This window comes from Chryseobacterium daecheongense, assembly GCA_027920525.1.
Lineage (GTDB): Bacteria > Bacteroidota > Bacteroidia > Flavobacteriales > Weeksellaceae > Chryseobacterium > Chryseobacterium proteolyticum.
In genome coordinates, this window is sequence record CP115858.1 from 1448488 (window position 1) to 1475456 (window position 26969).

The 26969-nt window shown below is 37.7% G+C and carries 17 protein-coding genes; 11 read left to right on the forward strand and 6 right to left on the reverse strand.

Annotated features, from left to right (window positions below):
* Nucleotides 1-94 precede the first annotated feature (94 nt).
* Nucleotides 95-1300, forward strand: a complete 1206-nt coding sequence (locus PFY10_06340) for a hypothetical protein (GenBank protein WBV58058.1) — start codon at nucleotides 95-97, stop codon at nucleotides 1298-1300.
* 65 nt (nucleotides 1301-1365) lie between these two features.
* Here PFY10_06340 and PFY10_06345 read toward each other — a convergent pair whose 3' ends face one another.
* Nucleotides 1366-2295, reverse strand: a complete 930-nt coding sequence (locus PFY10_06345; protein ID WBV58059.1) for a LacI family DNA-binding transcriptional regulator — start codon at nucleotides 2293-2295, stop codon at nucleotides 1366-1368.
* A gap of 244 nt (nucleotides 2296-2539) precedes the next feature.
* Here PFY10_06345 and PFY10_06350 point away from each other — a divergent pair, with 244 nt between their 5' ends.
* The 10 genes from PFY10_06350 to PFY10_06395 all read left to right on the forward strand — a co-directional run bounded on the left by PFY10_06350 (nucleotide 2540) and on the right by PFY10_06395 (nucleotide 16341).
* On the forward strand, nucleotides 2540-4963 hold the full coding sequence (locus PFY10_06350) for a TonB-dependent receptor (protein ID WBV58060.1): 2424 nt from the start codon (nucleotides 2540-2542) through the stop codon (nucleotides 4961-4963).
* A gap of 61 nt (nucleotides 4964-5024) precedes the next feature.
* Nucleotides 5025-6146, forward strand: coding sequence for a hypothetical protein (locus PFY10_06355; GenBank protein WBV58061.1), 1122 nt, complete (start codon nucleotides 5025-5027; stop codon nucleotides 6144-6146).
* A 44-nt stretch (nucleotides 6147-6190) separates the two neighbouring features.
* Nucleotides 6191-6841, forward strand: coding sequence for a zeta toxin family protein (locus PFY10_06360; GenBank protein WBV58062.1), 651 nt, complete (start codon nucleotides 6191-6193; stop codon nucleotides 6839-6841).
* Entirely contained in the window at nucleotides 6838-8244 is a 1407-nt protein-coding gene (locus PFY10_06365; GenBank protein ID WBV58063.1) for an MFS transporter, read from the forward strand. The genes PFY10_06360 and PFY10_06365 overlap by 4 nt, the downstream gene beginning before the upstream one ends.
* A gap of 350 nt (nucleotides 8245-8594) precedes the next feature.
* Nucleotides 8595-8921: a hypothetical protein gene (locus PFY10_06370; GenBank protein ID WBV58064.1), complete on the forward strand. Its 327-nt coding sequence runs from the start codon at nucleotides 8595-8597 to the stop codon at nucleotides 8919-8921.
* Between the two features lie 142 nt (nucleotides 8922-9063).
* The gene (locus tag PFY10_06375; GenBank protein ID WBV58065.1) at nucleotides 9064-11379 is read left to right on the forward strand and encodes a TonB-dependent siderophore receptor; all 2316 of its coding nucleotides are present in this window, start codon (nucleotides 9064-9066) and stop codon (nucleotides 11377-11379) included.
* A 3-nt stretch (nucleotides 11380-11382) separates the two neighbouring features.
* Nucleotides 11383-12828, forward strand: coding sequence for a DUF3526 domain-containing protein (locus PFY10_06380; protein WBV58066.1), 1446 nt, complete (start codon nucleotides 11383-11385; stop codon nucleotides 12826-12828).
* Nucleotides 12828-14174 carry a DUF3526 domain-containing protein gene (locus tag PFY10_06385; protein WBV58067.1) on the forward strand — a complete coding sequence of 449 codons (1347 nt, stop codon included), beginning with the start codon at nucleotides 12828-12830 and terminating at the stop codon, nucleotides 14172-14174. The genes PFY10_06380 and PFY10_06385 overlap by 1 nt, the downstream gene beginning before the upstream one ends.
* Nucleotides 14168-14863, forward strand: coding sequence for an ABC transporter ATP-binding protein (locus PFY10_06390; GenBank protein WBV58068.1), 696 nt, complete (start codon nucleotides 14168-14170; stop codon nucleotides 14861-14863). The genes PFY10_06385 and PFY10_06390 overlap by 7 nt, the downstream gene beginning before the upstream one ends.
* A gap of 242 nt (nucleotides 14864-15105) precedes the next feature.
* On the forward strand, nucleotides 15106-16341 hold the full coding sequence (locus PFY10_06395; GenBank protein WBV58069.1) for a YaiO family outer membrane beta-barrel protein: 1236 nt from the start codon (nucleotides 15106-15108) through the stop codon (nucleotides 16339-16341).
* 6 nt (nucleotides 16342-16347) lie between these two features.
* Here PFY10_06395 and PFY10_06400 read toward each other — a convergent pair whose 3' ends face one another.
* The 5 genes from PFY10_06400 to PFY10_06420 all read right to left on the reverse strand — a co-directional run bounded on the left by PFY10_06400 (nucleotide 16348) and on the right by PFY10_06420 (nucleotide 26927).
* A complete protein-coding gene (locus PFY10_06400) occupies nucleotides 16348-19779 on the reverse strand; it encodes a sulfatase-like hydrolase/transferase (GenBank protein ID WBV58070.1) in 3432 nt (1143 codons plus the stop codon).
* Nucleotides 19773-20840, reverse strand: a complete 1068-nt coding sequence (locus tag PFY10_06405) for a HEAT repeat domain-containing protein (GenBank protein ID WBV58071.1) — start codon at nucleotides 20838-20840, stop codon at nucleotides 19773-19775. The genes PFY10_06400 and PFY10_06405 overlap by 7 nt, the downstream gene beginning before the upstream one ends.
* Nucleotides 20841-20847: 7 nt before the next feature.
* Nucleotides 20848-21204, reverse strand: a complete 357-nt coding sequence (locus PFY10_06410; GenBank protein WBV58072.1) for a response regulator — start codon at nucleotides 21202-21204, stop codon at nucleotides 20848-20850.
* Nucleotides 21205-21216: 12 nt separating this feature from the next.
* Nucleotides 21217-25119 carry a PAS domain S-box protein gene (locus PFY10_06415; protein WBV58073.1) on the reverse strand — a complete coding sequence of 1301 codons (3903 nt, stop codon included), beginning with the start codon at nucleotides 25117-25119 and terminating at the stop codon, nucleotides 21217-21219.
* Between the two features lie 377 nt (nucleotides 25120-25496).
* Nucleotides 25497-26927 (reverse strand): SDR family oxidoreductase, encoded by a 1431-nt coding sequence (locus PFY10_06420; GenBank protein ID WBV58074.1) that lies wholly within the window; start codon nucleotides 26925-26927, stop codon nucleotides 25497-25499.
* Nucleotides 26928-26969: the final 42 nt, after the last annotated feature.

The following is a 26969-nucleotide window of genomic DNA, read 5'->3' on the forward strand; positions in this document are numbered from 1 at the left end:
TTATTCTAGACGTAATTACACTACTTTTTGCAAGCATTTCAAAAATATGAAATAATTCTTATATTTGGGATAATAACCATGAAAATAATTAATAATGAGCTCGTTTAATATCGGGGATTTCGTATGTCTTCAAAATCATCCTTATTTAAGTTCAAATCACAAAATTAAAATTGCTGCAAATGCAGATATGACACCTCCAATTATGATTGTTGGCGAGATTTTGAATAAGGATGAATACAATACTTCAACTGGTAAGCAATCTGAAATTCAACTTCGGTGTTATTATTATTCTACAAAAGAAGGAAAATATATAGATAAATGGATTAAAGCTGAACAATTAAAAAAACTTGCTGCTCCAGAAACATATTTAAATATTGATGAATTTATTAAAATTGATGATTTTGATTTAGAGTATTTGAAAAGTTTATACCTGAATAAAATGGTTTGTTTAAAAAGTGTAGATTTCGAACTCAATAAAAAAAAGATTTTTATTGACAGTTCAGATGGGATCCGTACAAATAAAGAAAATAACCATCTTGAATTCCTACCTCCAGTAATGACTATTATAGATATTGTGAAAAATAAGGAGGAAAAAAGATTTTCTTCTACTAAATCAGACTCTATTGAAAAAGATCTTTCTAAATATATTTTTAAATGTAAGTGGTATAATCCTAAAACTTCATCTTATTCAGAAGAATTTATACCAAGTAAAATTTTAGGTTTTATTGTTAATCAGACAGAGTTTGTTGAGATGATTATGGCAGGAATTGCCGAAAATAATTTCTTAATTGCAAGTTTAAAAGGAAAACACATATTAGAATTAGAAGATAGCCCTAACAAGGTGATAAATAACATTATTAAACCTATAGAGATCATTTTCAATCACTATTACTACAAAATAAATGCATTTGACTATGCAAAACAAAAGACATCATCATATACAATAGACAATCTTTATTCATTAGATTTTATTGAAAAATCAACAATCTTTGCCTCTACATATCCTAGATATAAGACCACTTTCTATCCCATCACTGAAAATACCTTCCATGAACAAGAATATTGTTTCATAAAATATAGGGATAAATTTAACAAAATAACTAATCGGACTATTAAAGTATTATATAAGGAACCTTATATCGATCCAGAAAGTAATGAAGATTCTTTTTTTATTGTTGCGAACTGTCTTCTACGAAATGGCCATATAAGACACTTTAAATTAAGTCAAATTTTAGAATCAACAGAGATTATTAATGGTATAAAAATATTTGAAGAGATTGAAATCGAAGAAGTCTCCTGACTTTTGATCAAGTTTAAAGTCAATGAATTACAATTATAACTATTAAAAATACTTACACTCCCAATTCAACTCCCCTTTATTATCTCCAAAATTTTTGTTGCCGCCAAAGTCCCCATGCTATATCCATCATTAATAATACATTCATAAGAATCATCAAGGTACTTGGGAAGAATACCTTCTGTAATAGCAATTACCTTTACTGCAGAGGCCTGTAATTTATTTTTAACTAATGAACTGTGCAATCCTGCAAGCGTTTCGTCACTCATGGCAAAATAGCCGTCAAAATGTTCATACTCCAGAATGGTACTGAGCTTGTCTTTTACCTCATCGGCAGATTTACAGTAGATCACCTTGCATTTGATGTCCGGATTGTCTTTTAGTTTTTCAAGAAAGAAATCTCTTCTGGTTTGGGTTATTTCCAGGTTTTCATCACCAAAAACAGCCAGTATACTTTTACAGTGGCTTTCAATCAGCTTTTCGGCAGCCATTCCGGCATTCAGTCCATTATCGAAAATAATTTCATCGAAATGATTTTGCGAGATCGTTTTATCAAAAATAACAACAGGAAGCTCGATGTCTCTGGCTCTCTGCAGGTGGGAAAGATCTTTCGTATATCGCGTAAGAGAAATCAGGATTCCATCTACCCGGGAGTTGATGCAGGTTATAATGTTTTCCTTTTCCCTCATCAAAGACTCTTCCGAAGACAACAGAAAGAAATGATATCCTTCACTGTGAAGCACAGAAGATATTCCTTTAATAATAGAAGGAATAAAGAACATTGACATTTCAGGAATGATAAGCCCGATCACTTTCGATGATTTCTTCCGGAAGTTGATGGCGAAATCATTAGGGATGTAATTAAAAGTCTCTGCGGCCTCTTTTACTTTAAGCTTTACGGCATTGCTGATATCAGGATGATCCTTCAGTGCCCGGGATACTGTAGATACACTGATGTTCAGCATTTCGGCAATGTCTTTTATTGTGACTCTTTTCATTATAAGTTAATTGAGACCATTTTTGGGTTAATTCAGGACTGTTTTCGGAGCAAATCTAAGTTAAAAAAACGTTAATTTTAACCATAAAAATGTTATTAAAAAGTTAAAATTCAAATAAGTTATCCACCGCAAACGATTGCGCAAACGTTTGAATTTAATTATCATTTAACATACGGGATAAAGCTCATTTTACATAGGGTAAAAAAAATACTTTTGGATCATAACAAAAAAACTCCGAAACGATATGGAATCAAAAATTTTTACCAGACTGCTTATTTTGGGTACGATGAATACAGCTGCATTCATGTTTTCCCAAAGTACAGAAAATGATACGATTGTAAAAAGTAAGGCCATTGATGAAGTGGTGATCACAGGAAATTCCAATCCTAAAGCTTCCATTAAAACCAGTACTTCTATATCCACATTAAAAATGAAAGATATAGAAAATGCTGCCCCAAGAACAACTGCGGAAATTTTCCGTACTATTCCGGGGATCCGTTCGGAATCATCCGGTGGGGAAGGAAATTCCAATATTACGGTAAGAGGAGTTCCGGTTTCGGCAGGAGGTTCAAGATACCTTCTGATCCAGGAAGACGGTTTACCGGTGATGCAGTTTGGAGACATTGCTTTCGGAACGCAGGACCAGTTTACCCGATTTGATTCTTTTGTTTCCAGAGTAGAAGCCTTACGAGGAGGATCTGCCTCTGTTTTTGCCAGCAATTCTCCGGCAGGGATCATCAATTTTATTACAAAAACAGGAGAAAAAGAAGGCGGAAGCATTACGCAGCAGATTGGTCTTAATTATAAAAACTACAGAACAGATTTCGATTACGGAACATCCATAGCAGAAAATACCTATATCGCAGTAGGAGGATTTTACAGGATATCGGACGGACCGAGAAAAACCGGATTTAATTCCAATAACGGCGGACAGTTCAGACTTTCTTTACTGAAAAAGTTTGATAAAGGAAGCTTCAGAATATATGCAAAGCTCCTGGACGACAGAACAGCCGCTTATATGCCGATGCCGGTAGGCGTTACAGGAACCGACGGAGATCCTAAATGGTCTTCCCTGCCGAATTACAATATTCTCACAGGTGCTTTACAAACCATCAATCTTCAGCACGACAGAACCTTAGGAAATGACGGAAATATTTTTAACAGTGATGTTTCGGATGGAATGCATTCCCTTTCAAAGGTGATCGGGGCAGAGTTTAATTATGACCTTGGAGAAGGCTGGAAGCTGGAAGAAAAAATTCGTTATGCGGCCAACAGCGGACAGTTTATTGCCCCTTTTCCTGCCAGTGTAAGCAAAGGCAGTGATTTCTTTACTGCTGCTAATTTCACCAATTTCGGAAGTGCTGTGTATGCAGGGACGAATACTCCGGTAGATATGAATGCCAATTATATGAAGCTGGCCCTTTTTAATGTAAAGCTGAACAACTTCAATAACTTCGTGAATGACCTGAATATCAACAAGAAATGGAACAGATTAAAATTGAATGCAGGCTTATATAAATCGACACAAAACATCAATATGTCCTGGATGTGGAACAATTACATTCAGGAAGTCAATGACAGCAATGCCCGGTTGGTAGATGTAAAAGATACGTCCGGAGCATTGATCACAGACCATGGTTTACTGAATTACGGAATGAAAGACTGGGGAAACCTGAAGAGGGATTACAATACCAAATATGATATCACCGCACCCCATGCCCAGATTGAAATCAATGCAACAGATCAGCTGACGATAGATGCCGGAGCAAGATACGATATCGGAAAAGTAACGGGAACTTTTTCAGGCGCCACCGTTACCTATACCAGCCTTGATATGAATGGAAACGGCGTCATTGATATTCCTGAACAAATGGTGGGATCCAATGATAACATTAATGTTCCGGTCAACTACAGATATGGCATTTTCGGATATTCGGTGGGGGCCAATTATGCGCTCAACAATAAAAATGCTGTATTTGCCAGGGTAAGCCAGGGTGGAAGCGCTTCTGCAGACAGAATCCTGTTTTCAGGATATAATTATACCAATAATGACGATCCTGCACTGGATGCTGTAAAAGTAAATAAGGTTAACCAGATAGAAGCGGGATACAAACTGAGAGGAGCGGGATATTTCCTGAATACCACACTTTTCTACGCCGGAACAAAAGAAGCGAATTACGAAGCAACCACCCAGAGGAAAACAGAAAATAAATACCAGTCCCTGGGAGTAGAGCTGGATGGATATTACAGAATTACAAAAAGTTTTGAAGTAAAAGCAGGGCTTACTTATACCCACGCTGAGATCAAAAATGCACTTGACCCTTCTATTATTGGGAACACGCCGAGAAGAACCCCTAAGCTGATGTATTCCGTAAACCCGAATTTCAATATGGGTAAAGTGAATGTCGGGTTTTATCTGATCGGAACCACAAAAGCATACACCCAGGATTCCAATAAGCTGGTAATGCCGGGATATGCTATTGTAAATCCTTACATTTCTTATCAGATTATGAAAAACCTTTCAGTAAATGTGAATGCCAATAATATCTTTAACGCCATTGCAGTTACGGAGGCCGAAGAAGGATCCATCGCAGGCGGAAATGGAATTGTAAGAGCCAGAACACTTCCGGGAAGCAGCTACAGCGCAAGTGTGAAATTTGATTTTTAATAGTTGGTTATGGACGGACTCTTTTTTTTAATCCGCTCTGTATTTAAAAAAAATAAAAAATATGTTTAAACAGGAAGCCATTGAGATCATCAGAAAAGCCATTACAAAAGAAGGCATTCTGGCCTCTGCACAGCAAAAAGATAATTATGCAAGAGTATGGTCAAGGGATTCTATGATGGCAGGATATGCCGGAATTTTAATCCATGATGAGCAGATCATTTCCGGGCTTAAAAGATCTATTCTCACCTTAGCCGAACATCAGGCAGAAAACGGGCAGATCCCTTCCAATGTGGTGAATGGCAAAGCGAGTTACGGAACACATGTAGGAAGAACGGATGCTACGGCATGGTGGATTGTTACGACCTGTGAATACCTTAAAACAACATCAGATGATGCGCTTAAAAGCAGCCTGAAAGAGAAGATATATCAGGCGCTTTCATGCCTTAAGACCTGGGAATACAATCAGAGAGGTTTGGTCTACAGCCCCCTTGGAGGAAACTGGGCAGATGAATATGTGACATCAGGATATACGCTGTATGATAATGTTCTGAGATACTGGGCATTGAAAAACACCTCAGAAGTTTATAATGATCCCGAATTAAAAGCAGTATCGGAAAACACAAAAAATCTCATTCAGCAGAATTTTTATAAAAATGATTCCAATGTAACCAGGTATCATGAAACAGCCTACGCAAAAGCTTCAGCAAAACCCTACTTCTGGGCGTCACTGAATGCAAACGGATACGACGAACGGTTTGATCTGGCCGGAAATGCACTGGCTCTACTTTTAGATTTTGAAATGGATATACAGGCTTTTTCAGAATTCCTAAAGGGTATCCGTGATGAGTTTAAGCACTGGATGCTTCCTGTCTTTTACCCGGTTATTTTTCCTGGAGATGACGATTGGCGTTTACTGGAAAACAACTACAGTTACAGCTTTAAAAACCAACCCTACCATTTTCATAACGGAGGATCGTGGCCTATATTTTTAGGATGGCTGTGCCAGGGGCTTAAGAAAAAGGGAATCAGGGAAATTCCTGAAAAAATTATGACGGAATACGAAACATTAATGCATGAAAAGGGTGAGCATTTCAGAGAATATTATTCAACAGACAAGCTCTTGCCACTGGGAACCGGGCAGCTTTGTTTTTCTGCATCCGGATATCTTTTCATGTCGCTGTAAAGCATTGTTTCAAATAACCAAGATAGGTTCAAAAAATTAAAAAAATGATTGGAGATATTATCGAACTGAAAGAAAAACATCTGGCCACCGCCAGAGAGATCACAGAAATACTGAAAAGACGTTTCACTTTACATAAAGACCAGAAAATAGCGATAGGAATTGCAGGAGAAAGCGGAAGCGGAAAGTCCGTAACAGCTTTTGCCGTTCAGAAGATCCTGGAACAGGAAAACCTGAAGAGCATCGTTCTGCAAATGGATGATTACTTTAAACTCCCCCCGAAAACAAATCACGAAAACCGTCTGAAATCTCTGGACAACGTAGGCATACATGAGGTTGATCTCAATACACTTTCTCAAAATATAAGGGACTTTAAAAATGGAGATCCGGAAATAGAAAAACCTTTGGTGAACTACGGTGAGAACACTATAAGCAATGAAATAGTGGATACATCAGAATATAGTATTATTATTGCAGAAGGCACTTACGTCCTTGAAATTGAAGCTTTTGATTTTAAAATTTTCATAGACAGGGATTATAAGGATACTTACAGAAACCGGATGAACCGTAACCGGGATGAACAAAGTGATTTTATAGAAAAAGTATTGGAAATAGAACATCAGATTATCAGAAATTTTAAAAATAAAGCAGATCTTATTCTGGGGAAAAACTATGAACTTTTAAATACCGGTTTATGAAAGCAAAAAGAATCATTCCCCATCTGAGCTTCTGGCAGATCTGGAACATGAATGTCGGATTTTTTGGTATTCAGTACAGTTTCGGACTTCAGCAGACGGCAGTAAATCCTATTTATTCCTTTTTAGGTGCCCATGCTGAGCAGCTTCCTATCCTGAATCTGGCCGGGCCCATCACAGGGTTATTGATACAGCCTCTGATAGGAGCCATCAGCGATAAGACCTGGAGTCCTAGGTGGGGACGAAGAAAGCCATTCTTTTTGCTCGGTGCTCTATTTTGCAGCATTGCTCTATTTTTATTCCCTTTCAGTTCTACCATCTGGATGGCAGCAGGTTTGTTATGGATCCTGGACGCGGCGAATAATACAGCTATGGAGCCTTACCGTGCTTTTATTGGTGATAAGCTCCCCGAAGACCAGCAGACATTCGGCTTTCAGATGCAGAGCCTGTTTGTAGGGGCGGGTATTACCCTGGCAAATCTTTCACTGTTTGTTTTTCAGAAATATCTCGCAGGAAATTCTACGAACGGCGGTATTCCGGTCTGGGTTTACTATTCGTTTTTCTTAGGTTCCTTCTGCTCCATTGCATCGGTAGTCTGGTCTGTGTATAAAACACCGGAGATTCCGCCCACCGAAGATGAGCTTAAGGACATAAAAAAAGCCAGAGAAAGCAGCACGTTTTTTACTCCTTTTATAGAAATAATCATTGCCATCAGAGAAATGCCAAAAGTTCTCTGGCAACTGGCCCTGGTGTACCTTTTCCAGTGGTATGCCCTTTTTGTGTACTGGCAGTTTATCACGCCCATGCTGAAATGGTCACTGTACGGCGTTTCCGAAGCTGATGAAATGAAAGCCCATCATCTTCTGGAAAGCACTAAAAGCGGAATACCCATTGCAGCATCCGACCTGACTTGGGCAAAAAACATATTGCACCAGGTAGAAGTAGCAGTAGGACAAACGGGACTTATGAATGGCTCTTATAATATTGTGACCATGATTTCCGCATTGCTCCTGGTACCTTTTGCTAAAAAGTTCAGTTCAAAAAACACCTATATTTTCTGTCTATTCCTTACAGGATTGGGAATAATGACGCTACCTTTTATCAGGAATGAATATGCTATTCTTATCCCAATGGTGGCTCTTGGAATTGGATGGGCTTCCATGATGGGCTTGCCCTACTCCATCGTTTCCCCTTCTATCCCGCACCGGAAAAGGGGAATCTACATGGGCGTTATCAATATGATGATCGTTATTCCCATGCTGATTCAGACCCTGTCTTTCGGGACTATTTTTAATTTCTTTCTGAACAGCAATCCTTCCTCAGCCATTATGGTCTCCGGAATATTATTTCTGACTGCCGGCGCATGTGTCTTTTTTATTAAACCTGATATTCCTAAAAGCGAATAATACCGGATGATAAGAATTATTCTTTAATAAAACTTCAATAAAAAAATCCCAACGAAAGCTGGGATTTTTTTAAGCCAAATAGCTACAATTCTACGATATTGCAGCATTTATATTATTTTTTCACAAGCTCTACTCTACGGTTTTGCGCTTTCCCTTCTTCAGAACTATTATCCCCTATAGCATTTAATACTGCTATAAGAAGTTCTTTTCCCATATCCAACAAGCTAACTGCTCAAACATAGAGTTTATGTTTTGCTTGTTATTTCCAGGCTGGCGACATTCAATATTGCAACAAAGTTTCATTTTATAAAATTTTATCCTTACTTTTACCGCTTCTTATGCAAAAAACATTGAAAATCTTATTTACCTTTTCTCTGTTACTGATCTTTCTTTCGAACGTCAGTGGAATAAGCATATGTCTTGAACATGCGAAACATGTAACAACCAAAATTGACAACAAAAAAGATTCTAAAAAGGAAAAAGCCCCTACAGTTTCCCAGGACGACTGCCAATGTGCACTCCATTTGCAGATGAATACAAGTCTTCTTCCGGAAATTCAGAATCTAAATTTTGCCATAAACGATTCAAATGATAACGAAATACCTCAGCCAAAGGCCGTATCATACCGTTGTCTCCTTGATTTTTTCTCTTCCAGGGCTCCTCCCGTTCTCTCCTAATTTCTAGTTTTTCAAACTAAACTCTTTTAGCTACAGATTTGTTATCTGCAGTAACTGTCTTTTTGGGATATTTTATTTTAAAAGTAGAATAAGATATTCTTTACTCACCAGGTATTTAATTATACCATTTTACTCTCTATTTATGTCATTTAATGCTTATAATCCTGGAATCATACATTTTATTCCCACTAAAACTTTTCATTTAGCAGGCTTAGGTTGTATCATATTCTCAGGTGTGATCCATGCTCAGAAAATTAAAAAAGATTCAATTCCCGTCACTATTCAGACGGTAGAAATTACAGGGCGAAAATCCAAAGATTATATTTCCGATTATTCATTTGCGGCCACTAAGATTGCGATGAAAAACAAAGATCTTCCGCTCACGCTGAATACGGTTACCAAAGAACTCATCAACGACAGGCAGGCGTTCAGACTGGGTGATGTCCTGAAAAATGTTGCAGGCGTTTCCAATGTAAGCTTTTACAATCAGTACAGCATCCGGGGGATCAGCCAGAATGAAGAAGGCCAGATCATTAATGGAATGCGCACCAGGCAATATTATTTTCTTCAGCCGATGACCCCACATATCGAGCGTGTGGAGGTTTTTAAAGGTCCCGCAAGTATTACCATGTCCAGCGTAGACCCCGGAGGAACCATCAACATGGTAACTAAAAAACCTTTGGCAAATTCCCGTTACGAAGTAAGTTTGTCGGGAGGAAGCTTTGATACCTATCGCCTTTCCGCAGATGTAACCGGACCTTTGAATACCAGTAAAACGCTTTTATACCGTTTCAACGGTGCTCATCAGCATGCCAGATCGTTTCGTGATCATGTAAAAAATAACGGAATTTTAATAGCTCCCTCGATCTCCTTTATCCCTAATGATAGAACTTCGGTGAATGTAGAAATGATTTACAACGAAATGAACGGAAACCTCGACAGAGGACAGCCTATCTTTGGAGCAGTTGCCGGAAAAACCGATCTCAACAGTACTCCTGTCAGTTTAAATCTGGGGGCTCCGGGTGACTATTTTAAAACAAAAGATCTTACTCTGATGGGAAGTCTTGCCCACCATTTCAATAAAAACATCAGCTTTAATGCTTCTTATATGAAGCAGTTCTGGAACGAAGACATCCATGAAACGAGGACTACAAATTCTTTTGTGCCGGATATCAGCAATAACCAGATTTCAAGCCTGGTGATGATGCAGTATATGGAAAGAATTCAACATTGGTCGGTGGATAATATTAATGCCTATTTTAATTTTACTTACAGAACAGGACCCCTTGAACATCAGACGTTAGTAGGATATGACAGCCATATCTGGGAGAAAAAAAGCGGCGGAAAACAAGATGCCGCAAGAGGTTTCATGATGAAGGATGGAACAGTAAGCTCATCTTATAATCCGGCCAATGCTGCTTTATATCAGACATCGGTTTATAATGGTATTATATTTCCCACCCCCAATGTGAGCCCATTCGACCTGACGCCCGGAGCGGCAAACCATCAGGGGAATAACTATACTGTTTTGAATATCATCAACCCGTTACCAACGGCTTTAACAACTACTCATGCAGCATATGTACAACATTTACTGACATGGAAAAAGTTTAAACTTCTGGCGGGACTCAGACAGGAATGGTTTCAGGACATTACCCAATATAAGAAAGCGGAAGAAAGTTCTTTCAGAAATCAGAAGATGCTTTACCGGGTCGGCCTGACGTATAGCATCACAGAAAATACAAACATATACGCAACATATCTTACAGGGTATCAGCCACAATCCAATACGGTTACCCTGATGCCGCAAACAGCCAATTTTACAGGTGCAATTTCCGCCTCATTGTACAAACCCCTGCTTTCCGATCTGAAAGAATTCGGGGTCAAAACCAAGCTTTTTGGAAAAATTAATGCCACATTTTCCATCTATGAAATCAATCAGAAAAATATCCTGATGAACGCCAATAATCCTGCGGAGCCCGATCAACTGATCCAGCGTGGCGCAGACAGAAGCCGTGGTTTTGAGGCTGAGTTTACGGGTCATATTCTTCCGCAATGGCACATTTATGCTGGTTACAGCTATATTGATGCAAAAGTTCTGGATGATTCTAATCCTGCTTTAATTGGTTTAGCTAAAGAAAATACATCAAAAAATTCCGTCAATATCTGGACGAGGTATAATTTTACCAACATTCAGCCTTTAAAAGACTTCGGAATAGGTGCGGGAATGCTCTATCAAAGTAAAAAAATTCCCTGGTTTACCAGAAGTTTCGAGCTTCCCGCTTATGCTACCGTGGATGTGGCAATTTATTATTCCGTACCGCAAACTAAGCTTCAGCTGGCTTTGAATGTGAACAATATTACCAATATAACGTATTGGGTAGGAGCTCAGAATTACCTGAGACTGTTCCCCGGTGCCCCAAGAAATTATCTATTTACAGCAACTTATAAATTTTAAACCATGGCTTTTTCAAACCTGAAACTCATTGTAAGAAAAACCCGGCAGGATTTATTTAAAAGTAAACAAAACCTGCTCATTGCCATTACTGTTCTCCTGTTCTGCTTTATAAGCATTGGAATAGGGTTTACAAAATACGGTGAAACTTATTCAAAGATAAAGGAATACCGTAAAGAAACCCGTGAAAACTGGGAGCACAGGCCTGACAAGCATCCGCACAGGATGGCCCACTATGGTTATCTCGTTTTCAGAATCGGGCATCCGTTAAGTATTTTTGATAACGGATTGGACGATTACCTTGGAAATGTTATTTTCCTTGAAGCCCATAAACAAAATACCGCTAACCTTTCGGAAGCCGGAAGTTCAGGGACTCTCGTACGTTTCGGAGCGTTCAGTGCAGCATTCATTCTGCAGGCAATAGTTCCTTTGATTATTTTATTTCTCGGTTTCAGCGTGATTGTCCGTGAAAGAGAAGAGGCCACACTGAAAATCCTTACCGTTCAGGGAGCATCATCACGGGCTATTGTATGGGGAAAAATCCTTGGTCTCTGGCAGTTTTCTTTATTGTTTCTGATTCCTGTGATTGCCATCGTTTTAGTGGCCGGACTTATGGTTGAATCAAGCCATTTTACTGATATTTTATCAAGAATACTGGTCCTTTTTCCGGCGTATATGATCTATTATTTTTTCTTCAGTACATTGACGGTTTTAATTTCGGCAAAAAGCAAAGCTTCGTCATCCGCTTTAATCAGTTTAATTGGCTCGTGGATAATTCTGTCGATTTTTTTACCTAAAGGAATTCAGTTTGCAGCGCAGAATCTCTATCCTACTCCATCAAGAATTGCCTTTGAAACCCAGGTAGAAGAGGATGTTATGAAAGTAGGCGACAGCCACAACCCCAACGATCCGCATTTTAAAAACATTAAAGATTCGCTTCTGGCAAAATACAATGTGAAAACAACGGATGAACTTCCGGTTAATTACGGTGGAATTGTGATGAAAGAAGGAGAAAGAATCAGTGCAAAACTGTATGTTGATCATTTGAAAAGACTTCAGGATCAATACGATCGACAACAAAAACTGAATGAAATTTTCGGTTTCATCAATCCTGTGATGGCGATTAAAAATCTTTCAATGACCGCTTCGGGAACAGATTATTTTGCGTACCGGCAATTTCAGAATCAGGCAGAGAAATACCGCTATACACTCGCCCAGCGAATGAATGATTTACAGATTGAACACATCCGTAACACCCCACCCAAAAAAGGTGAAAAACAGGCAATGGTAAGTAAAAAAAACTGGCAGGAATTTCCTGATTTTCAGTATGAGTTTACGTCAGTTAAAGAAAGTCTGGGTAACCAGATTCTTCCTCTGGTTGCTATTCTTTTCTGGTTCCTTGTCTGTGTTCTGATGATTGAATTAAGTGCAAAAAATTTAAAATTAATCTAATGAATCATTATTTATTTAAACAGTTTTACCGCAACAAAGCCTACATTATTTCTTTGTTGATTCTTCTTTTTGCCGGTTTATGCTCTCTGTACACCGGTAAAAAATTTCTGGACAGGAATGAAGAAATTATGGCTAAAAGTGCAACCTATCAAAAAAACAGCATCGCTAAAAATGTGGAATTACACAGCGATAACATCGGTCTTTTACTCTATTATGTGAAATTTAATCTCGTGAATGAAATACCCAGACTGGCTGCTTTAAGTATCGGTATGAGAGATTTGAATCCTTCCATTCAGGGCGTTACAATACGAAACCTGGAAGAACAAAAAAACAATTCCGATTTTTTCAACCCTGCGAATGCAGCGGTTGGAAATTTCGATTTCTCTTTTGTGATGATATTTCTTTTTCCACTCGTGATTATTGCCTTGTGCTACAATATCATTTCCGAAGATCAGGAAAAAGGAACCTGGAAATTACTCTCAGTGCAAAGTCAAAATGTAAGAAAGCTGATTGATGCTAAGTTGCTGTTCCGTTTCCTGGCCGTAAGCTCGGTTTATGTTTTATTGTTAATTGCTGCCCTTTTTTACATTAAAATTCCAGTAGACCTGGCCTTCGCTATTTTTGCTTTGTCCGGTTTTCTATATTTGGCTTTCTGGTTTGCCTTATGTAGATGGATTATTGGTTATCAGAAGTCCTCTTCGTGGAATGCTTTAACCCTGGTGATTTTCTGGCTGAGCATGAATTTTGTAATTCCGATGACTGCAAATATGATGATACAGAAATTGATTCCTGTAAAAGAAGGATTGCAGGCACAAATCGAACAACGGGAAGGTTATCACAATAAGTGGGATGAACCGAAAATTCCTACAATGCAAAAATTCTATAAAATCTATCCTCAGTTCAGCCAATACGAGATTGCGGAAAACAGCGACTTTTCTTACGCCTGGTATTACGCAATGCAGCACATGGCGGATGTGGAATCGGCAGCTTCTTCAAAGAAATATCATGAAAAAATGCATAGCAGAAACAATGCAGCCATTTACTTAGGGTATATTTTACCGAATATTCAAACACAATGGATTCAGAGCAATGTTGCCGGAACAGGAATGGAAAATCAGCTAAATTATGCAGAAAACCTGAAAAATTTCCACGAGAAACAAAGGCTGTATTTCTATCCTTATATTTTTGAAAATATAAACGGAAAAATGATCGACTGGAAAAAACAGACTGTAAAAATCTTTACGGATTCTGAGAAAATTAATCTTTTCAGCTTACTTCTTCCCTATTTCATTTTAATTTTTTTATTGCTAATCCTTTCACAAAACAAATTCAGAAAGCTATGTTAAAAACCATCAAACTTCATAAAAAATACAACGATTTTACCGCTTTAAAATCTCTTGATCTTGAAATTCAGGAAGGGGAAATCTTTGCTCTTCTCGGACAGAACGGAGCCGGTAAAAGTACAACTATCAATATTCTTTTAGGCCTGATTAAAGCTACTTCCGGTGATGCCTTCATTAACAATATTTCAGTAAAAGATCATCCCGAAAAAATTAAAAAACACATGGCATACATTCCTGAAACTGTATTACTTTATCCGAATCTTACCGGAATTGAAAATCTTGATTTCTTTTCAAAAATTGCGGGATTTAATTATAATAAAGAAGAACTTTCTGGTCTTTTACAACAAACCGGTTTACAGGAAACTGCTCATAATAAACCTTTAGGAAGTTATTCAAAAGGAATGCGGCAGAAAGTTGGAATTGCTATCGCTCTCGCTAAAGATGCCAAAGTTCTGCTCCTTGATGAGCCGACCAGCGGACTCGACCCGATTGCCACCGCTGAATTTACAGAAATTGTAAGAATGCTAGGCTTAGAAGGACGAACTGTTTTAATGGCCACCCATGATATTTTCAACGCGGTAAGTGTCGCTACGAATATCGGAATTATGAAACAGGGAGAACTGGTGCAAAATATTCCATCCAAAGCGTTTTCGGCCGAAGAACTGAAGGAACTGTATTTGAAGACAATCTAATTATTTTAAATTTTAATTGAAATACATTATTGATATGTATTGTAACTTCTCTGTATTATCTTTTTTTACAAGAATCTTATGAATACTTGATCTCATAGTAGTAATAAGATGGAGAGACAGGAGCTCCTATCAACTTTACGGCCCTTATTTAATGGAAATAATTACAATGAATTACTTAAAAAAGTTTAATATATTTGTTAAAGATACAATTCGTCTTTATATTGATTAAGAATTTCACCTCAATGAGAATATATTTTGGCTATTTAGTTCTTCTGATATTATTTCCGTTACAAATACATGCGCAGCAAAATCTGTCAGCCGACGAATTATTTGCAAAAGCAAGAACTGCTGCGTTTGAAAATAAGGATTATACCAACTCTATTGTATTGGCTAAACAAGCCCTGGAAAAAGCCCCCGATTATACCGATATTTCAATTTTTTTAGGAAGAGTTTATACGTGGAATAAGGATCCGGAGTCTGCAAGAACCGTTTTTGAGGCGCTTGGAAAAAAAAATATACAGGATGAAGATTACTTTATTGCCTATGCATCCTTAGAATATTGGAATGACCAGTATAGTAAGGCCAAAGAGATCCTCGACAAAGGGTTATCTTTTCATCCGCAATCTGAAGCGCTTTTACTTTTAAAAGCAAAAGTAAATTATGCAGACAAAGATTATATTGAATCCGAAAAGGCCATTAAATATATTCTAGCCATCGATCCGAAAAACACGGAAGCCAACAGCCTTGCCGTAAAAGTGAAGGAGTTTACTTCTAAAAACGCTATAAGCATTCTTTATAACTATTCCCATTTTGATAAGCAGTTTGATGACGACTGGCATGTTGTAGGGATCAGCTATAAAAGGGTTACCCCTATTGGAGCCGTGATTATCAGAGGGAATTATGCCAACAAATTTGCTCAAGACGGTACCCAGATTGAGCTGGAAGCTTATCCACGGTTATCAAAAACATTTTACTTGTATGTGGGAGGTGCCTATTCCAATGATGTCGGGCTTTTCCCGAAATACCGTACAGGGGTATCCCTTTATGCTAATCTTCCTAAGAGTTACGAAGGAGAAATCGGATACAGACAGCTTTATTTCAGCAACAGCATCTGGATGTACACAGCATCTATCGGAAAATATTACAAGAATTTCTGGTTTAATATAAGAACCTACATTACGCCGGATAACAAAAATATCTCGCATTCCTATACCGGAACAGTACGCTATTATACGAAAAGTGCTCAGGATTATATTGGCTTTCAGATCGGCACGGGAATAAGCCCTGAAGAAAACCGAAATAACCTTCTTGAAAATGAAACTTTTAAGCTTAAAACTTTTAAAGTAGGTGCCGAATATAATTTTACAGTACAATCCAATATATTCTCTGTAGGAACCATGTATTACAACCAGGAATACCTTCCAAATACAAAAGGAAACCAGTTTGATATTACTCTAGGCTACACAAGAAAATTTTAGACTGTTTTATTTATTTTTTTTCATAAAATGAATAACTACAGAATCAGGCATTAGTTTCTTCGTGGTATAAAAACTTGAATTCATCCTTTTAAACTGGTTAAAACGCCCATTGATCATATTCAGGGCAGAAGCATCATTAGAAGGTTCTTCCTCTGAGTTTTCAAGGGTAAACAACTCCCCGTCGTGAAGATAATATTGATCTGAAACAAAATCAGCCATCATATTTTTACTCTGCATCATAGGGATTCCCGCTTTTCCTGGTTGAAGATCCGGAGAAAAGCCCCGTCCTACCCATGTAACAGTAGATGGCGTTCGGAGTTTATAATTATTTCTGTAATAGGCTACAATAGAAGGAGCAACATCAAAGTGACTTGCCGTTTTGTGAAAACGTTTTGTTTCCTTCAGTAATGGTGAATAAATCAGTAACGGCACATGAAACCTGTCAATCTTAGACTCCAGTGTGATCTCCGGCATACTATGATCTCCTGTAATAACAAAAATCGTACGTTGAAAATCCGGACGTTTACTGTAGTTTTCAAAGAAGTTTTTCAAAGCATCATCTGCATTAAGCAAAGCAACCAATTGGTTTTTAAAGCCCGCCGCCCATTTTTTCTGCTCCGGATTTAAAAGATTGGATTGCAACCTTTCGTTATAAAGTTTTTCATAATATTCTTTGTTATTAATGAGAAACGGATTATGGGTGGAAAGGGTAAGAAGCATTTTAAAATAAGGCCTTTGCTGTAATTTCTGGGTTTCCAGCATCTTTCTGAAAACCGCCTGGTCTTCATATCCCCAACTGTCTCCATTGTTTGCCGGCAGTCTTTTGTAAGCCCCCCCATACGATCCAATGTCTACAATATGATCTACTTTACTGTACTCGAGGAAGTTTCGGTATCCGTCAAACAATAAATTTCCGCCGTAGTGAAATCCTGTTTCAAATCCGTTGGCTTTCAGTATATTAAAAAGATTAAAATTTTCCGGTGTTTTTTCAATTTCCAGAAATCCGTTTTTTCCGAAAGGAAGTGATCCTGTAAGCGAAGGTAAGGCTCCGAATGTTCTTCCTGCAGAGCTAAGGCAATTCTCCCAATACAAACTTTTATTAGACAAAGAATCCAGAAACGGCGTAAAGTTTCCGACATAACCTTTAGGAGAGGTGTATGCATGTCCAAAACCTTCCATCACAATAAATACAAGATTCGGAACCTCATCGGATCTGTTGAAATAAGATCCCAAAAAATCGGGAGTATCCTCTTTTCTCCAGAAAGGAAATGACTTGTCGAGCATTTCAGCATTGGCTGTAAAGCTTTCTTCCCCATTAATTATTTCTCCGATTTCCGGGTGATCGCTGATAAAATTCTCTTCATTGGAGATAAAGAAATAGTTCCATTTACTCTTTGAAGCTGTCTGGCCGAAGGTATTATTTGTCTGGTTTAATTCCTTTGACTGAAACATATTACTGGGAACGAAAAAAGCAATCAGGCCAAGGCTTAAAAAAGCGATTCCGATATATTTCGACTTCAAAGCAGATTTTACGGCCATCCATAATGGAATGATACATATCGCAATCAAAACGATCAATAGCGCAATATTTTTTAAATTAAGCATTCCGCTTGCTCTTAAAATCTGTTTGATCTCATCTTTGTTGTAATAAAAAAGATCTGCCCCAAGCATATTTTGGGTCTCAGAGAAATATAGGAACAGAATATACTGTACTACAGTCACCAATCCGAATAGGACAAGTGCTGATAAGTTGGCCCAATTCTCTTTTACGGAATTGATAATTAAATAAATAATTCCAAAGCCAAATATCAGTTTAAACGCAAACAAAATATTTTCAAAAAAAAGATTTCCTGCAATTGAAGAAGGATTCAGCCTTGGGAAAGAATATTTGTACCAAAGCCATTCTGCTGTGATCCCTACTAAAAATAAAAGCAGAAAAACGACTGATACCATTCCGAATTTTTTCAACCCATTATTAAGAATCGCGGATATTCTTTCTTTTAAAGGTAAATTTTTGGTATTCTGATTAAACCCCTGTCTTGTCATCTCACCCCAGCCGTGGGATTTTTTAAAATAATCTATAAACCCCTTCACCCCGGCTTTCACCACGATGGGATGAAAATAAAACGGTTCTGAAAACGCAGTACCGATCAAGGTTAGAAAATCTTTCCTTTTGGTATAAACCTGATAGCTAACAAGATCCACCAAAATCCCATAAATAGAGTAAAGAAATCCCATCGATACGACCAGGGCAAACAAAATCACGAAAAACGGCCAATTGATAATTCCTAATAAAAGGAAAATTACAAAGATTATATATCCAGAAAATTCAACCAAAGGACCCAGAAATTCAAAGAAAAACCAATAAGGAAGACTTACCATGCCCAGCTTTCCGTATTTTGGGTTAAACATCATTTTCCGATGTTTCCACAAAGTTTCGATGGTTCCCCGCATCCACCGGTTACGTTGTTTTTTCAGGATATCTTTGCTTTCAGGAACTTCCGTCCAGCAAAGTGGATCAGGAATTGTAAGAACTTCATAAGGCTCATTCTTTTCTTCCATATACTTTCTCATACGGACTACCAACTCCATATCCTCTCCTACCGTAGTTTTATCATATCCACCGCATTCCAAAACTATTTTTCTGTCGAAAACTCCAAAGGCCCCGGATATCAGGATTAATCCCGATGCCCGCGCCCATGCCATTCTTCCAAGAACAAAAGCACGGATATATTCCAACGCCTGGGTTTTACCGAGGAGCGTTTTTGGCATATTTACACTTACTACTTTTCCATCTTCAATAACGCAATTATTAGCGAGACGGATCACACCTCCGCAGGCAATAATTTTTTTATCGGTTTGTTCCAGAAACGGTTTTGCCAGTTTTAAAATGGCATCTTGTTCCAGGATACAATCCACATCAATACACACCAGATAATTTCCTGAAGAAACATTAATTCCTACATTTAGGGCATCAGCTTTACCTCCGTTTTCTTTATCTACAACAATAAGCTTTTTAAAAGCCTGGTTTTTACTCTTATAGATGCCTTTTATTTTATTGGTTTCAATTGTACCTTGTACAAAAAAAGACACTCTTTCAAGCTCATAAGCTTCGATCAGTTTCTGCATGGAATCGTCTTTACTTCCATCGTTAATGATGATAATTTCCAGGTTGTGATAATAGAGAGATAACAGGGACCTTACATTTTCTACAATGGTCATTCCCTCATTATAAGCGGGAGCGAGAAGGCTGAAGGTAGGCGAATTGGGATTAGCGGCAATAATGCTGTAATCGGTAAATGTATTTTCTTTTTTATAACGTATTACAGCTCCTAACGCATATATTCCGACCCAGCCGTAAATAATAACTACTGCCGTCCCATACAGCAGGAATAACCATATAACAACTTCATAGATAATGTGTGAGAATTCTAACATACTTTTTCCTGGACTGCGTGTTTTATAATTTGAATTAATTCTTCGGACGATGTTTCATCTTCCGAAAGTTCTGATAAGTATTCCTTATATCCCAATGCAGCAAGAGCTTCCGCTGCATACAACTTAATCCCTGTATTGATATTTTCCAATAATTCTTTTTTGAGTAAGCCTATACAGGACTGATCCTTAGAAACTTTCATCACACGAAGAATTTCAAGCTGGACTTCATAAGGCTGGTCGGGATACACTTTTGTAAGGAACTGAATGGTTGAAGGATCTTCCAATGACAAAAGGGTATGCACGGCCTGTATTCTGACCTCAACTGATGAATGCTCCAGAAGATCGGCCACCATCGGATAAAAAGAAAGCAATTGAAATTTCCTTACCAATTTTAAAGTAAAAATGATAACAGAGCTATTTGAACTTCTAAGCCAGCCTTCAATAGCTTCTCCTGAGTTTTCAGGTATGCTGGTAATGGAGAGAAGCAGCCGGAGCTGTTGCCATTCTGAAATTATCCCCGAAGCGGTACTCAAAAAATCCAATCCTTCAAAACCTTTAAAGCTTACCATGGCATATTGCGCTTCCTGGTAGACCTGTGCGGAAGGATGGGATAAAAAAGAGGAAATTTTGGGAAGGTCCTCCTTTGCGTTCATGACCGTAAGTTCCTGTATCCCCCCGGCAATAAGATATGTTTTTTTCTGATCAAGCTTTTTAGCGGCTTCCTGCCGGAGATTGTATTCTTTAAAAAGGTTTTTAATTTTAATTTTTGCAGCCCCTGAAAATTTCTTTTCAGAATCTACCAGTTTTTGCAGGAATAGATTTCTAAATGAAGGACTCCTGGAAAGAAGTACAAAATTCTGATCAAGAGCAACTTCTTCATCTTCATAAACAATAACTTCCGATATTTTTTGATTAATAACCTTCATCCACCCCGAGATTCTCACAGATTCTTTGTACCGAAAAAAACTGTAAACAAGAATCCCTGTAATCAATAACAATACGAGAGACAACATCCCAAGGAAGATAAGAAACAGAAAATGTACAGAAGTGGTTAGCAGCATCGTTCTATTATTTAGGGGTAAATCTTTTTATCCTCAACATCAATTCATTGGGACTGAACGGCTTTACAATAAAATCAGAAGCTCCCAGATCAAAAGCGTTTAGTACCACCTCTTCCTGCCCCATACTGGATAGCATAATGACAGGAATCTCCTTTCCCATGGTTTGTATGGCAGAAAGTATTTCTATTCCTGAAGCAAAAGGCATCATGATATCGGTGATGGCAAGGTCTACATCTTTCTCTTTTAAGGTTTCGATGGCTTCTTTACCATTACGGGTAAGGATTACTTCATGCCCTTCCTTTAATAATTTGTGTTCTATCGTTTTTAGAATCAGTTCATCGTCTTCAGCGATCAGAATCAACATAGTCTTTTGTTTTTATTTTATTAAACCTTTTATTAAATTTAATCCGATTGTTATTTCATTGATAATTTCCTGCTGTAAAGAGGTGAAATCCATAGTTTCATCCGCTTTCTTTTCCCAGTATAAAGCAGTTTCTGCCAGCTTTATCAATCCGGCAGTTCCGGCTGTACCTTTTAGTTTGTGAAGAACTTTCTTCAACTCATCTCTGTTTTCTTCAGCCGATGCAATTCTTATATTATTTTCCGCCTCAGATAGCTGTTGGACCACCAGATCCAGGAAAATCGCTCTAAAATCATCATCGTCTCCCGTTTGATCATTGAGAAGATTCAGATCAAGATATTTCTCAGTTTTTACAGTATTTCCTGTTTCTATCGTTTGAACGGAAATGTATTTTTCTAGCATTTCCAAAAGATCTGACTGTCTCAGGGGTTTCGGAAGAAAATCATTCATTCCGGACATGATGCATTTTTCCTTTTCACCGATGATGGTTCCTGCTGTTACACCAATGATCGGAACATCATGATATCCTGGAAGAAGACGAATTTGTTTAGTAGCTTCAATACCGTCCATTACCGGCATTTGGACATCCATCAATATCACCGAAAAATGTTTGTTTTTACATTGTTCCACTGCTTCCAGTCCATTTACCGATTCTGTAAGCTCAGCATCGGGAATCAAAGATTTCATCATTTTGTTGTTAAGAACCATATTCACAGGGTTATCATCAACAAGTAAAACCTTAAGATGTGGTGGAAATAAAAAATTTTCTGCTTCCTGCTCATCAGCTGCCGGTATTTCTTTTACATTATCATGTACTACACGTTTTAAAGTTCGGTAGAGTTCTTCTGATTTTATAGGTTTTAACAGGAAGTAGGAATTTTCTTCTTGCCGGAAAGAGTTGAGCACATCATGCTCTTCCGAAGAAGTATGAAGAATAACCAGGGGTGAAGTTTCATTTTTTTGAGCAAATAATTCCTTAATTTTCTCAATAGTTTCCAACCCTGAAATAATGGGCATATGATAATCCATCAAAATAACATCAAAATGTTCTCCATCCAATAAAATCTGCAAAGCTTCCATCCCGTTGGCTGCTAATTTTGACCCAATATTTTTATAGGCCAGCATGTGCTGGAGAATGATCCTGTTCGCCTCATTATCATCAACAATAAGAACTTTTTCTATTTTCAGTTCTTCTTCTTCAATACCTTCAGATTCCTCATAGGGAACTTCAATGTCAAAGAAAAATACGGATCCTTTTTCCGGTATACTGTTCAGGGAAAGATGGCTTCCCATATAGCCCAGAATATTATTGGATATCGTTAGTCCCAGTCCTGTTCCCCCGTAATGCTTGCTGATGGAACTGTTTTCCTGGGTAAAGGCATCAAAAATATGCTGCTGTTTTTCAAGTGGAATACCTATCCCGGTATCTCGTACGGAAAATCTTAATGATATATTTTGTCCTGTGATATTCAGCTTTTCTACTTTAAGCTCAATCTCGCCACGATGTGTAAATTTAACGGCATTACCCAACAGGTTAATGAGAATCTGTTTCATTCTGGATTCGTCAAGCCAAAGTACTTTCGGCAATCCCTGTTCAATATTGAGTAGCAACTCAATGTTTTTTTTCTGTGATTGATAAAGGATCACATTGATTACCTGGCTAACTAAATCATAAACATTCGATCTTTCGATAAGGAGTTCCATTTTTCCAGATTCTATTTTCGAAAAATCCAGGATATCATTAATTATATTGAGTAGATTTTCCCCCGATTCATTGATATAATTAAGATATTGAGTCTGTATTTCATTGAGAGGAGTTTTCAAAAGAAGATCTGAAAATCCGATCACTCCATTCAGAGGGGTGCGGATCTCATGACTCATGTTGGCAAGAAATTCTGATTTTGCTTTGCTTGCAATATCCGCCATTTTCTTTGCATTTTTGAGTTCTTCGTTGGTTTTTACAATATCGGTAATATTCTGTACAGAGACAATTATTCCACCTATTATGCCATCAGAAAGATACCATGGTCCTACTTCCAGGTTATAATGTTGGATGCCTTCTTTATGTGGAACTTCAATGGCAAAATCATCATTTTTATAGACCTTGCCTTCTAAAGCATTTTTGTAGATGGCCTTTCTTTCTTCAGGAACGTTAGGAGAAATGGTATAAATATTCTCTCCCATCAGCTCCATATTATTCATATTGAATTCTTCCTTCCAGCTTGTACTTACCGAAACATAATTAAGTTCTTTATCAAACATCGCTACTGCAACGGGAACATAAGTAGCAAAAGACTGCATCATTGCTTCTTTCTTCTCCAGTTCCAGATATATATTTTTAAAAGCATCAATATCCTGAATGATTCCGTACACCCTGGTACATACTCCGTTTTCAAACTCCGGAATTCCTTTTACTCTTACCCAGATCGTAACTCCATCATTGCGGACAAGCTGAAATTCCGCATCATAAGGAATACCTTCTGAAACAGCCCGGTTAAATAAGAACTCAACTTTTTGTTTATCTTCTTCTTTATAAAAACCGATTGCATTTTCAAAGTCGGGCTGGAATTCCTGATCTATTTTATGGATTTCTTTTGCTGTTTTGGACCAGATTACAGATTTATTTTTAAGGTTGACTTCCCAGCCACCCACCTGAGCGACCGAGCTCGTTTGCTCAAGCATTTTCTTGGCATAAAGAAGATCCCTTTCCAGGCTCATTCTTTCCGTTACGTTCAATGCTGTACTTACCACATACGGTTTTCCGTCTTTATCAATTTCCACAAGATTATGGTACATCCAGATCAGTTCTTCACCTTCTTTTGACTCGAGGATCATTGTTCCGAAATCTTCCTTATTCTGATTGATACGTTCTAAATATTTTTCCAGCAAAGAACTATTTTGTTCAGGAACGAGATCTTTCAGATTTAATCCGTTTACTTCTTCCGCAGAATAATGCAGGGTTTCTCTACCTTTTTGATTCACCTCAAGAATATTTCCTTCCATATCGTGCATGCTCATCAACCCGATTGCATTTTCGAAGAAGCTTCTAAAACGGCGTTCGGAACTTTCAAGCTGGCGCTTTTCTTCGATATGCTGGGTAATATTAATGCCGAAACAAAAAATCTCAGAATGGTCATGGTTTTGCTTCAGGTACCATTCTATAATTATAGCACCAGCGTCTTCAGTTTTTGTGGAGGTAGTAAAAACCAGTTCTTCATCTGTCTTAAGAAAGTTTTCGAGTTTGAGTTGCCAATCGTCATCCTGCTTTTTTATAATCGTTAAAAAACTTTGATTAACTGCTTTTTTTGGAGCTATTCCGAATATTTTTTCAAAGGTGGGATTTGCTTCTTTAAGAATAAATTTGTTATCAAGAACGCAAATCAGGTTATTGGAAATATCAAAGGTCTGTTGGAAATATTCAGCCTGTTTATTCTTTTTTTTGCCGATATATAAATTGGTGATAGCTTCTCCAATTTTTTTCAGAGTATCTATTTGGTTGTCGGAGAGGTTTTTAGGCTTAAAATCAATAACGCACAGTGTACCTAATGCAAACCCTTCATCATCTATCAGCGGTACCCCTGCATAGAATCGGATACCACTTTCCACAATTATAGAATTCCCGGATGATCTGTCGTCAGCAAGTGTATCAGGGATCACCAACACATCTCCGTTTGCAATAGAATACTGGCAAAGTGTATTTTCACGCTCCACACTATCCAAAGAAATCCCAATACAGCTCTGTATCATCTGGACATCACTTTCCATAATAGCAATAAGAGAGCTGGGACAGTCGGTAACCAGACAAGCAGTTTCTGCAAAAATATCTAATTGAGGATCCTTTGGCAGATTCAGAAGATCAAATAGTTCCAGTTTTTTTACTCTCCCCTGTTCATTATTAGGCACTGGATAATTCCCCATAACATTAACTAATATTTTGTTTTATGTTAAATATAGTTATAAAATCATTATGGGAAACTATTTTTTTACAACATCGTCAGCATATTCAATTAATATTATTTAATAGTACATTACGATTACAAATATTCAAAATTACAGTTGCGGAAAATTTAATCTTCAATAAAAATATCTGATAAAACGATTATTACATTTCCATTCCGGTTTAACTCATTCAATCGGAGTCAATTGTCGATAAAATTATTTGATAACAATCTCATCAAGGCCACAAGACTCATGCAAAGATTACATTCTTCGATGCCGTTTTTTAATTTTAAAATTCGTTGCTGTAATGACAGATTGAGCGACAATATTCATTTTGAGTTGATAACTTAAAAAAGTCACTCTTTTGCTAATCTCCTTACCATACCTTTAAAAATAATCCCATGAAATGGTAAAACAGAATACCAGTATAATCTCCCGGTCAGTCCATGCGGCCGAAAAACCGCTTTTTGCCAAAGCTTTCCTTTATAAGTTTTAAACATGAGCCATGCCTCACCGGGAAGTTTCATTTCTGCGAAGAGAATAAGTTTTCCTTCTTCTTTGTTTGCATATAAAACACGCCAAAAATCCAAAGCATCACCTTCGTGAAGTTGATCGGGATGTGTTCTCCCACGCCGCAATCCGGGTCCGCCAATCAATAGATCCAAAAACCCCCGTATTTTCCATAGGCTTTGCCCGTACCAGCCGTTTGTTCCTCCTAAAGAAAAAACCCGGTTCAGACATTTTTCACGATCATCGTATTCTGCAGTTCTTAGATCCGTAAAGCATCCATATTTTGGGACATCAAGATAATTTTTCAGATTGGAATCACTTCTGCTGCTGATAAAGCTATCCTTCCAGCTTGATATAATTTCCTTATCCTGAATTTTAGCGAGAGTTCTTCTTAAGGCTGTATCATATGAAAGTGGCTGAACACCTGTAATCTGTTTTATTTCCAGTAAGCTTTCTGGCCTGCATACCACCTCAATTTTCATACTTCCAACCAGTGCGGAAGCCAAATTATAGGATGTCGAAGTAATAAAATACAACCAATACGAGGACAGTTTGGGTGTCATTACAGGAACTGTAAAAATCTTTCTTTTCAGCCCTCTAATTTTAGCAAATTCCAAGAGCATTTCTTTATAAGTCAACACATTATCACAACCTATATCAAAATTTCTACGATAGGCCTTTTCTTTAAATAATGTAAAAATCAGAAAATCAAGAACGTTGGCAATTCCTATCGGCTGACATTTTGTGTGAAGCCACCTTGGAGCGATCATTATGGGTAATTTTTCTACCAGATCTCTTATAATTTCAAAAGAAGCACTTCCTGATCCAATGATAATTCCGGCTCTTAAGACCGTGGCAGGAATTTTACATTGCATAAGATTCTTTTCAACCTCAAACCGGGAACTTAAATGTTGGGATAATTCTTTTTCGTTGACCAGACCCGAAAGATAAATGATGTGTTTGCATTCCGTGTTCTCAATAAAATTGGAAAAGTTAACAGCGCATTCTTTTTCTTTTTCAGCATAATCATTGCTATTGCTCATCGAATGCATAAGATAATACGCTCCTGAAATATCTTTCGGAATATTTTCCAGGGTTTCAGGTTTTAAAAAATCTACTTCCACTACCTCCACCTGATTATCGTTAATATCGACACTTTTGGAAAAACGATTTTTATCTCTGCAACAACAGATAACCCGATAACCCTGAGCAGCGATAACGTCGATCATTCTTTTTCCGATGTATCCGGTTGCGCCGGTGAGCAGAATTTTTTTCATAGGATTAGGCTTTGGTGGTTTGACAATGTTTGCCGGTGAAAG

Excerpts from the sequence above, each read along its gene's own strand:
- PFY10_06340 (WBV58058.1), top strand. The coding sequence starts at position 95 with ATGAGCTCGTTTAATATCGGGGATTTCGTATGTCTTCAAAATCATCCT.
- PFY10_06345 (WBV58059.1), bottom strand. The coding sequence starts at position 2,295 with ATGAAAAGAGTCACAATAAAAGACATTGCCGAAATGCTGAACATCAGT.
- PFY10_06350 (WBV58060.1), top strand. The coding sequence starts at position 2,540 with ATGGAATCAAAAATTTTTACCAGACTGCTTATTTTGGGTACGATGAAT.
- PFY10_06355 (WBV58061.1), top strand. The coding sequence starts at position 5,025 with ATGTTTAAACAGGAAGCCATTGAGATCATCAGAAAAGCCATTACAAAA.
- PFY10_06360 (WBV58062.1), top strand. The coding sequence starts at position 6,191 with ATGATTGGAGATATTATCGAACTGAAAGAAAAACATCTGGCCACCGCC.
- PFY10_06365 (WBV58063.1), top strand. The coding sequence starts at position 6,838 with ATGAAAGCAAAAAGAATCATTCCCCATCTGAGCTTCTGGCAGATCTGG.
- PFY10_06375 (WBV58065.1), top strand. The coding sequence starts at position 9,064 with ATGTCATTTAATGCTTATAATCCTGGAATCATACATTTTATTCCCACT.
- PFY10_06380 (WBV58066.1), top strand. The coding sequence starts at position 11,383 with ATGGCTTTTTCAAACCTGAAACTCATTGTAAGAAAAACCCGGCAGGAT.
- PFY10_06385 (WBV58067.1), top strand. The coding sequence starts at position 12,828 with ATGAATCATTATTTATTTAAACAGTTTTACCGCAACAAAGCCTACATT.
- PFY10_06390 (WBV58068.1), top strand. The coding sequence starts at position 14,168 with ATGTTAAAAACCATCAAACTTCATAAAAAATACAACGATTTTACCGCT.
- PFY10_06395 (WBV58069.1), top strand. The coding sequence starts at position 15,106 with ATGAGAATATATTTTGGCTATTTAGTTCTTCTGATATTATTTCCGTTA.
- PFY10_06400 (WBV58070.1), bottom strand. The coding sequence starts at position 19,779 with ATGTTAGAATTCTCACACATTATCTATGAAGTTGTTATATGGTTATTC.
- PFY10_06405 (WBV58071.1), bottom strand. The coding sequence starts at position 20,840 with ATGCTGCTAACCACTTCTGTACATTTTCTGTTTCTTATCTTCCTTGGG.
- PFY10_06410 (WBV58072.1), bottom strand. The coding sequence starts at position 21,204 with ATGTTGATTCTGATCGCTGAAGACGATGAACTGATTCTAAAAACGATA.
- PFY10_06415 (WBV58073.1), bottom strand. The coding sequence starts at position 25,119 with ATGGGGAATTATCCAGTGCCTAATAATGAACAGGGGAGAGTAAAAAAA.
- PFY10_06420 (WBV58074.1), bottom strand. The coding sequence starts at position 26,927 with ATGAAAAAAATTCTGCTCACCGGCGCAACCGGATACATCGGAAAAAGA.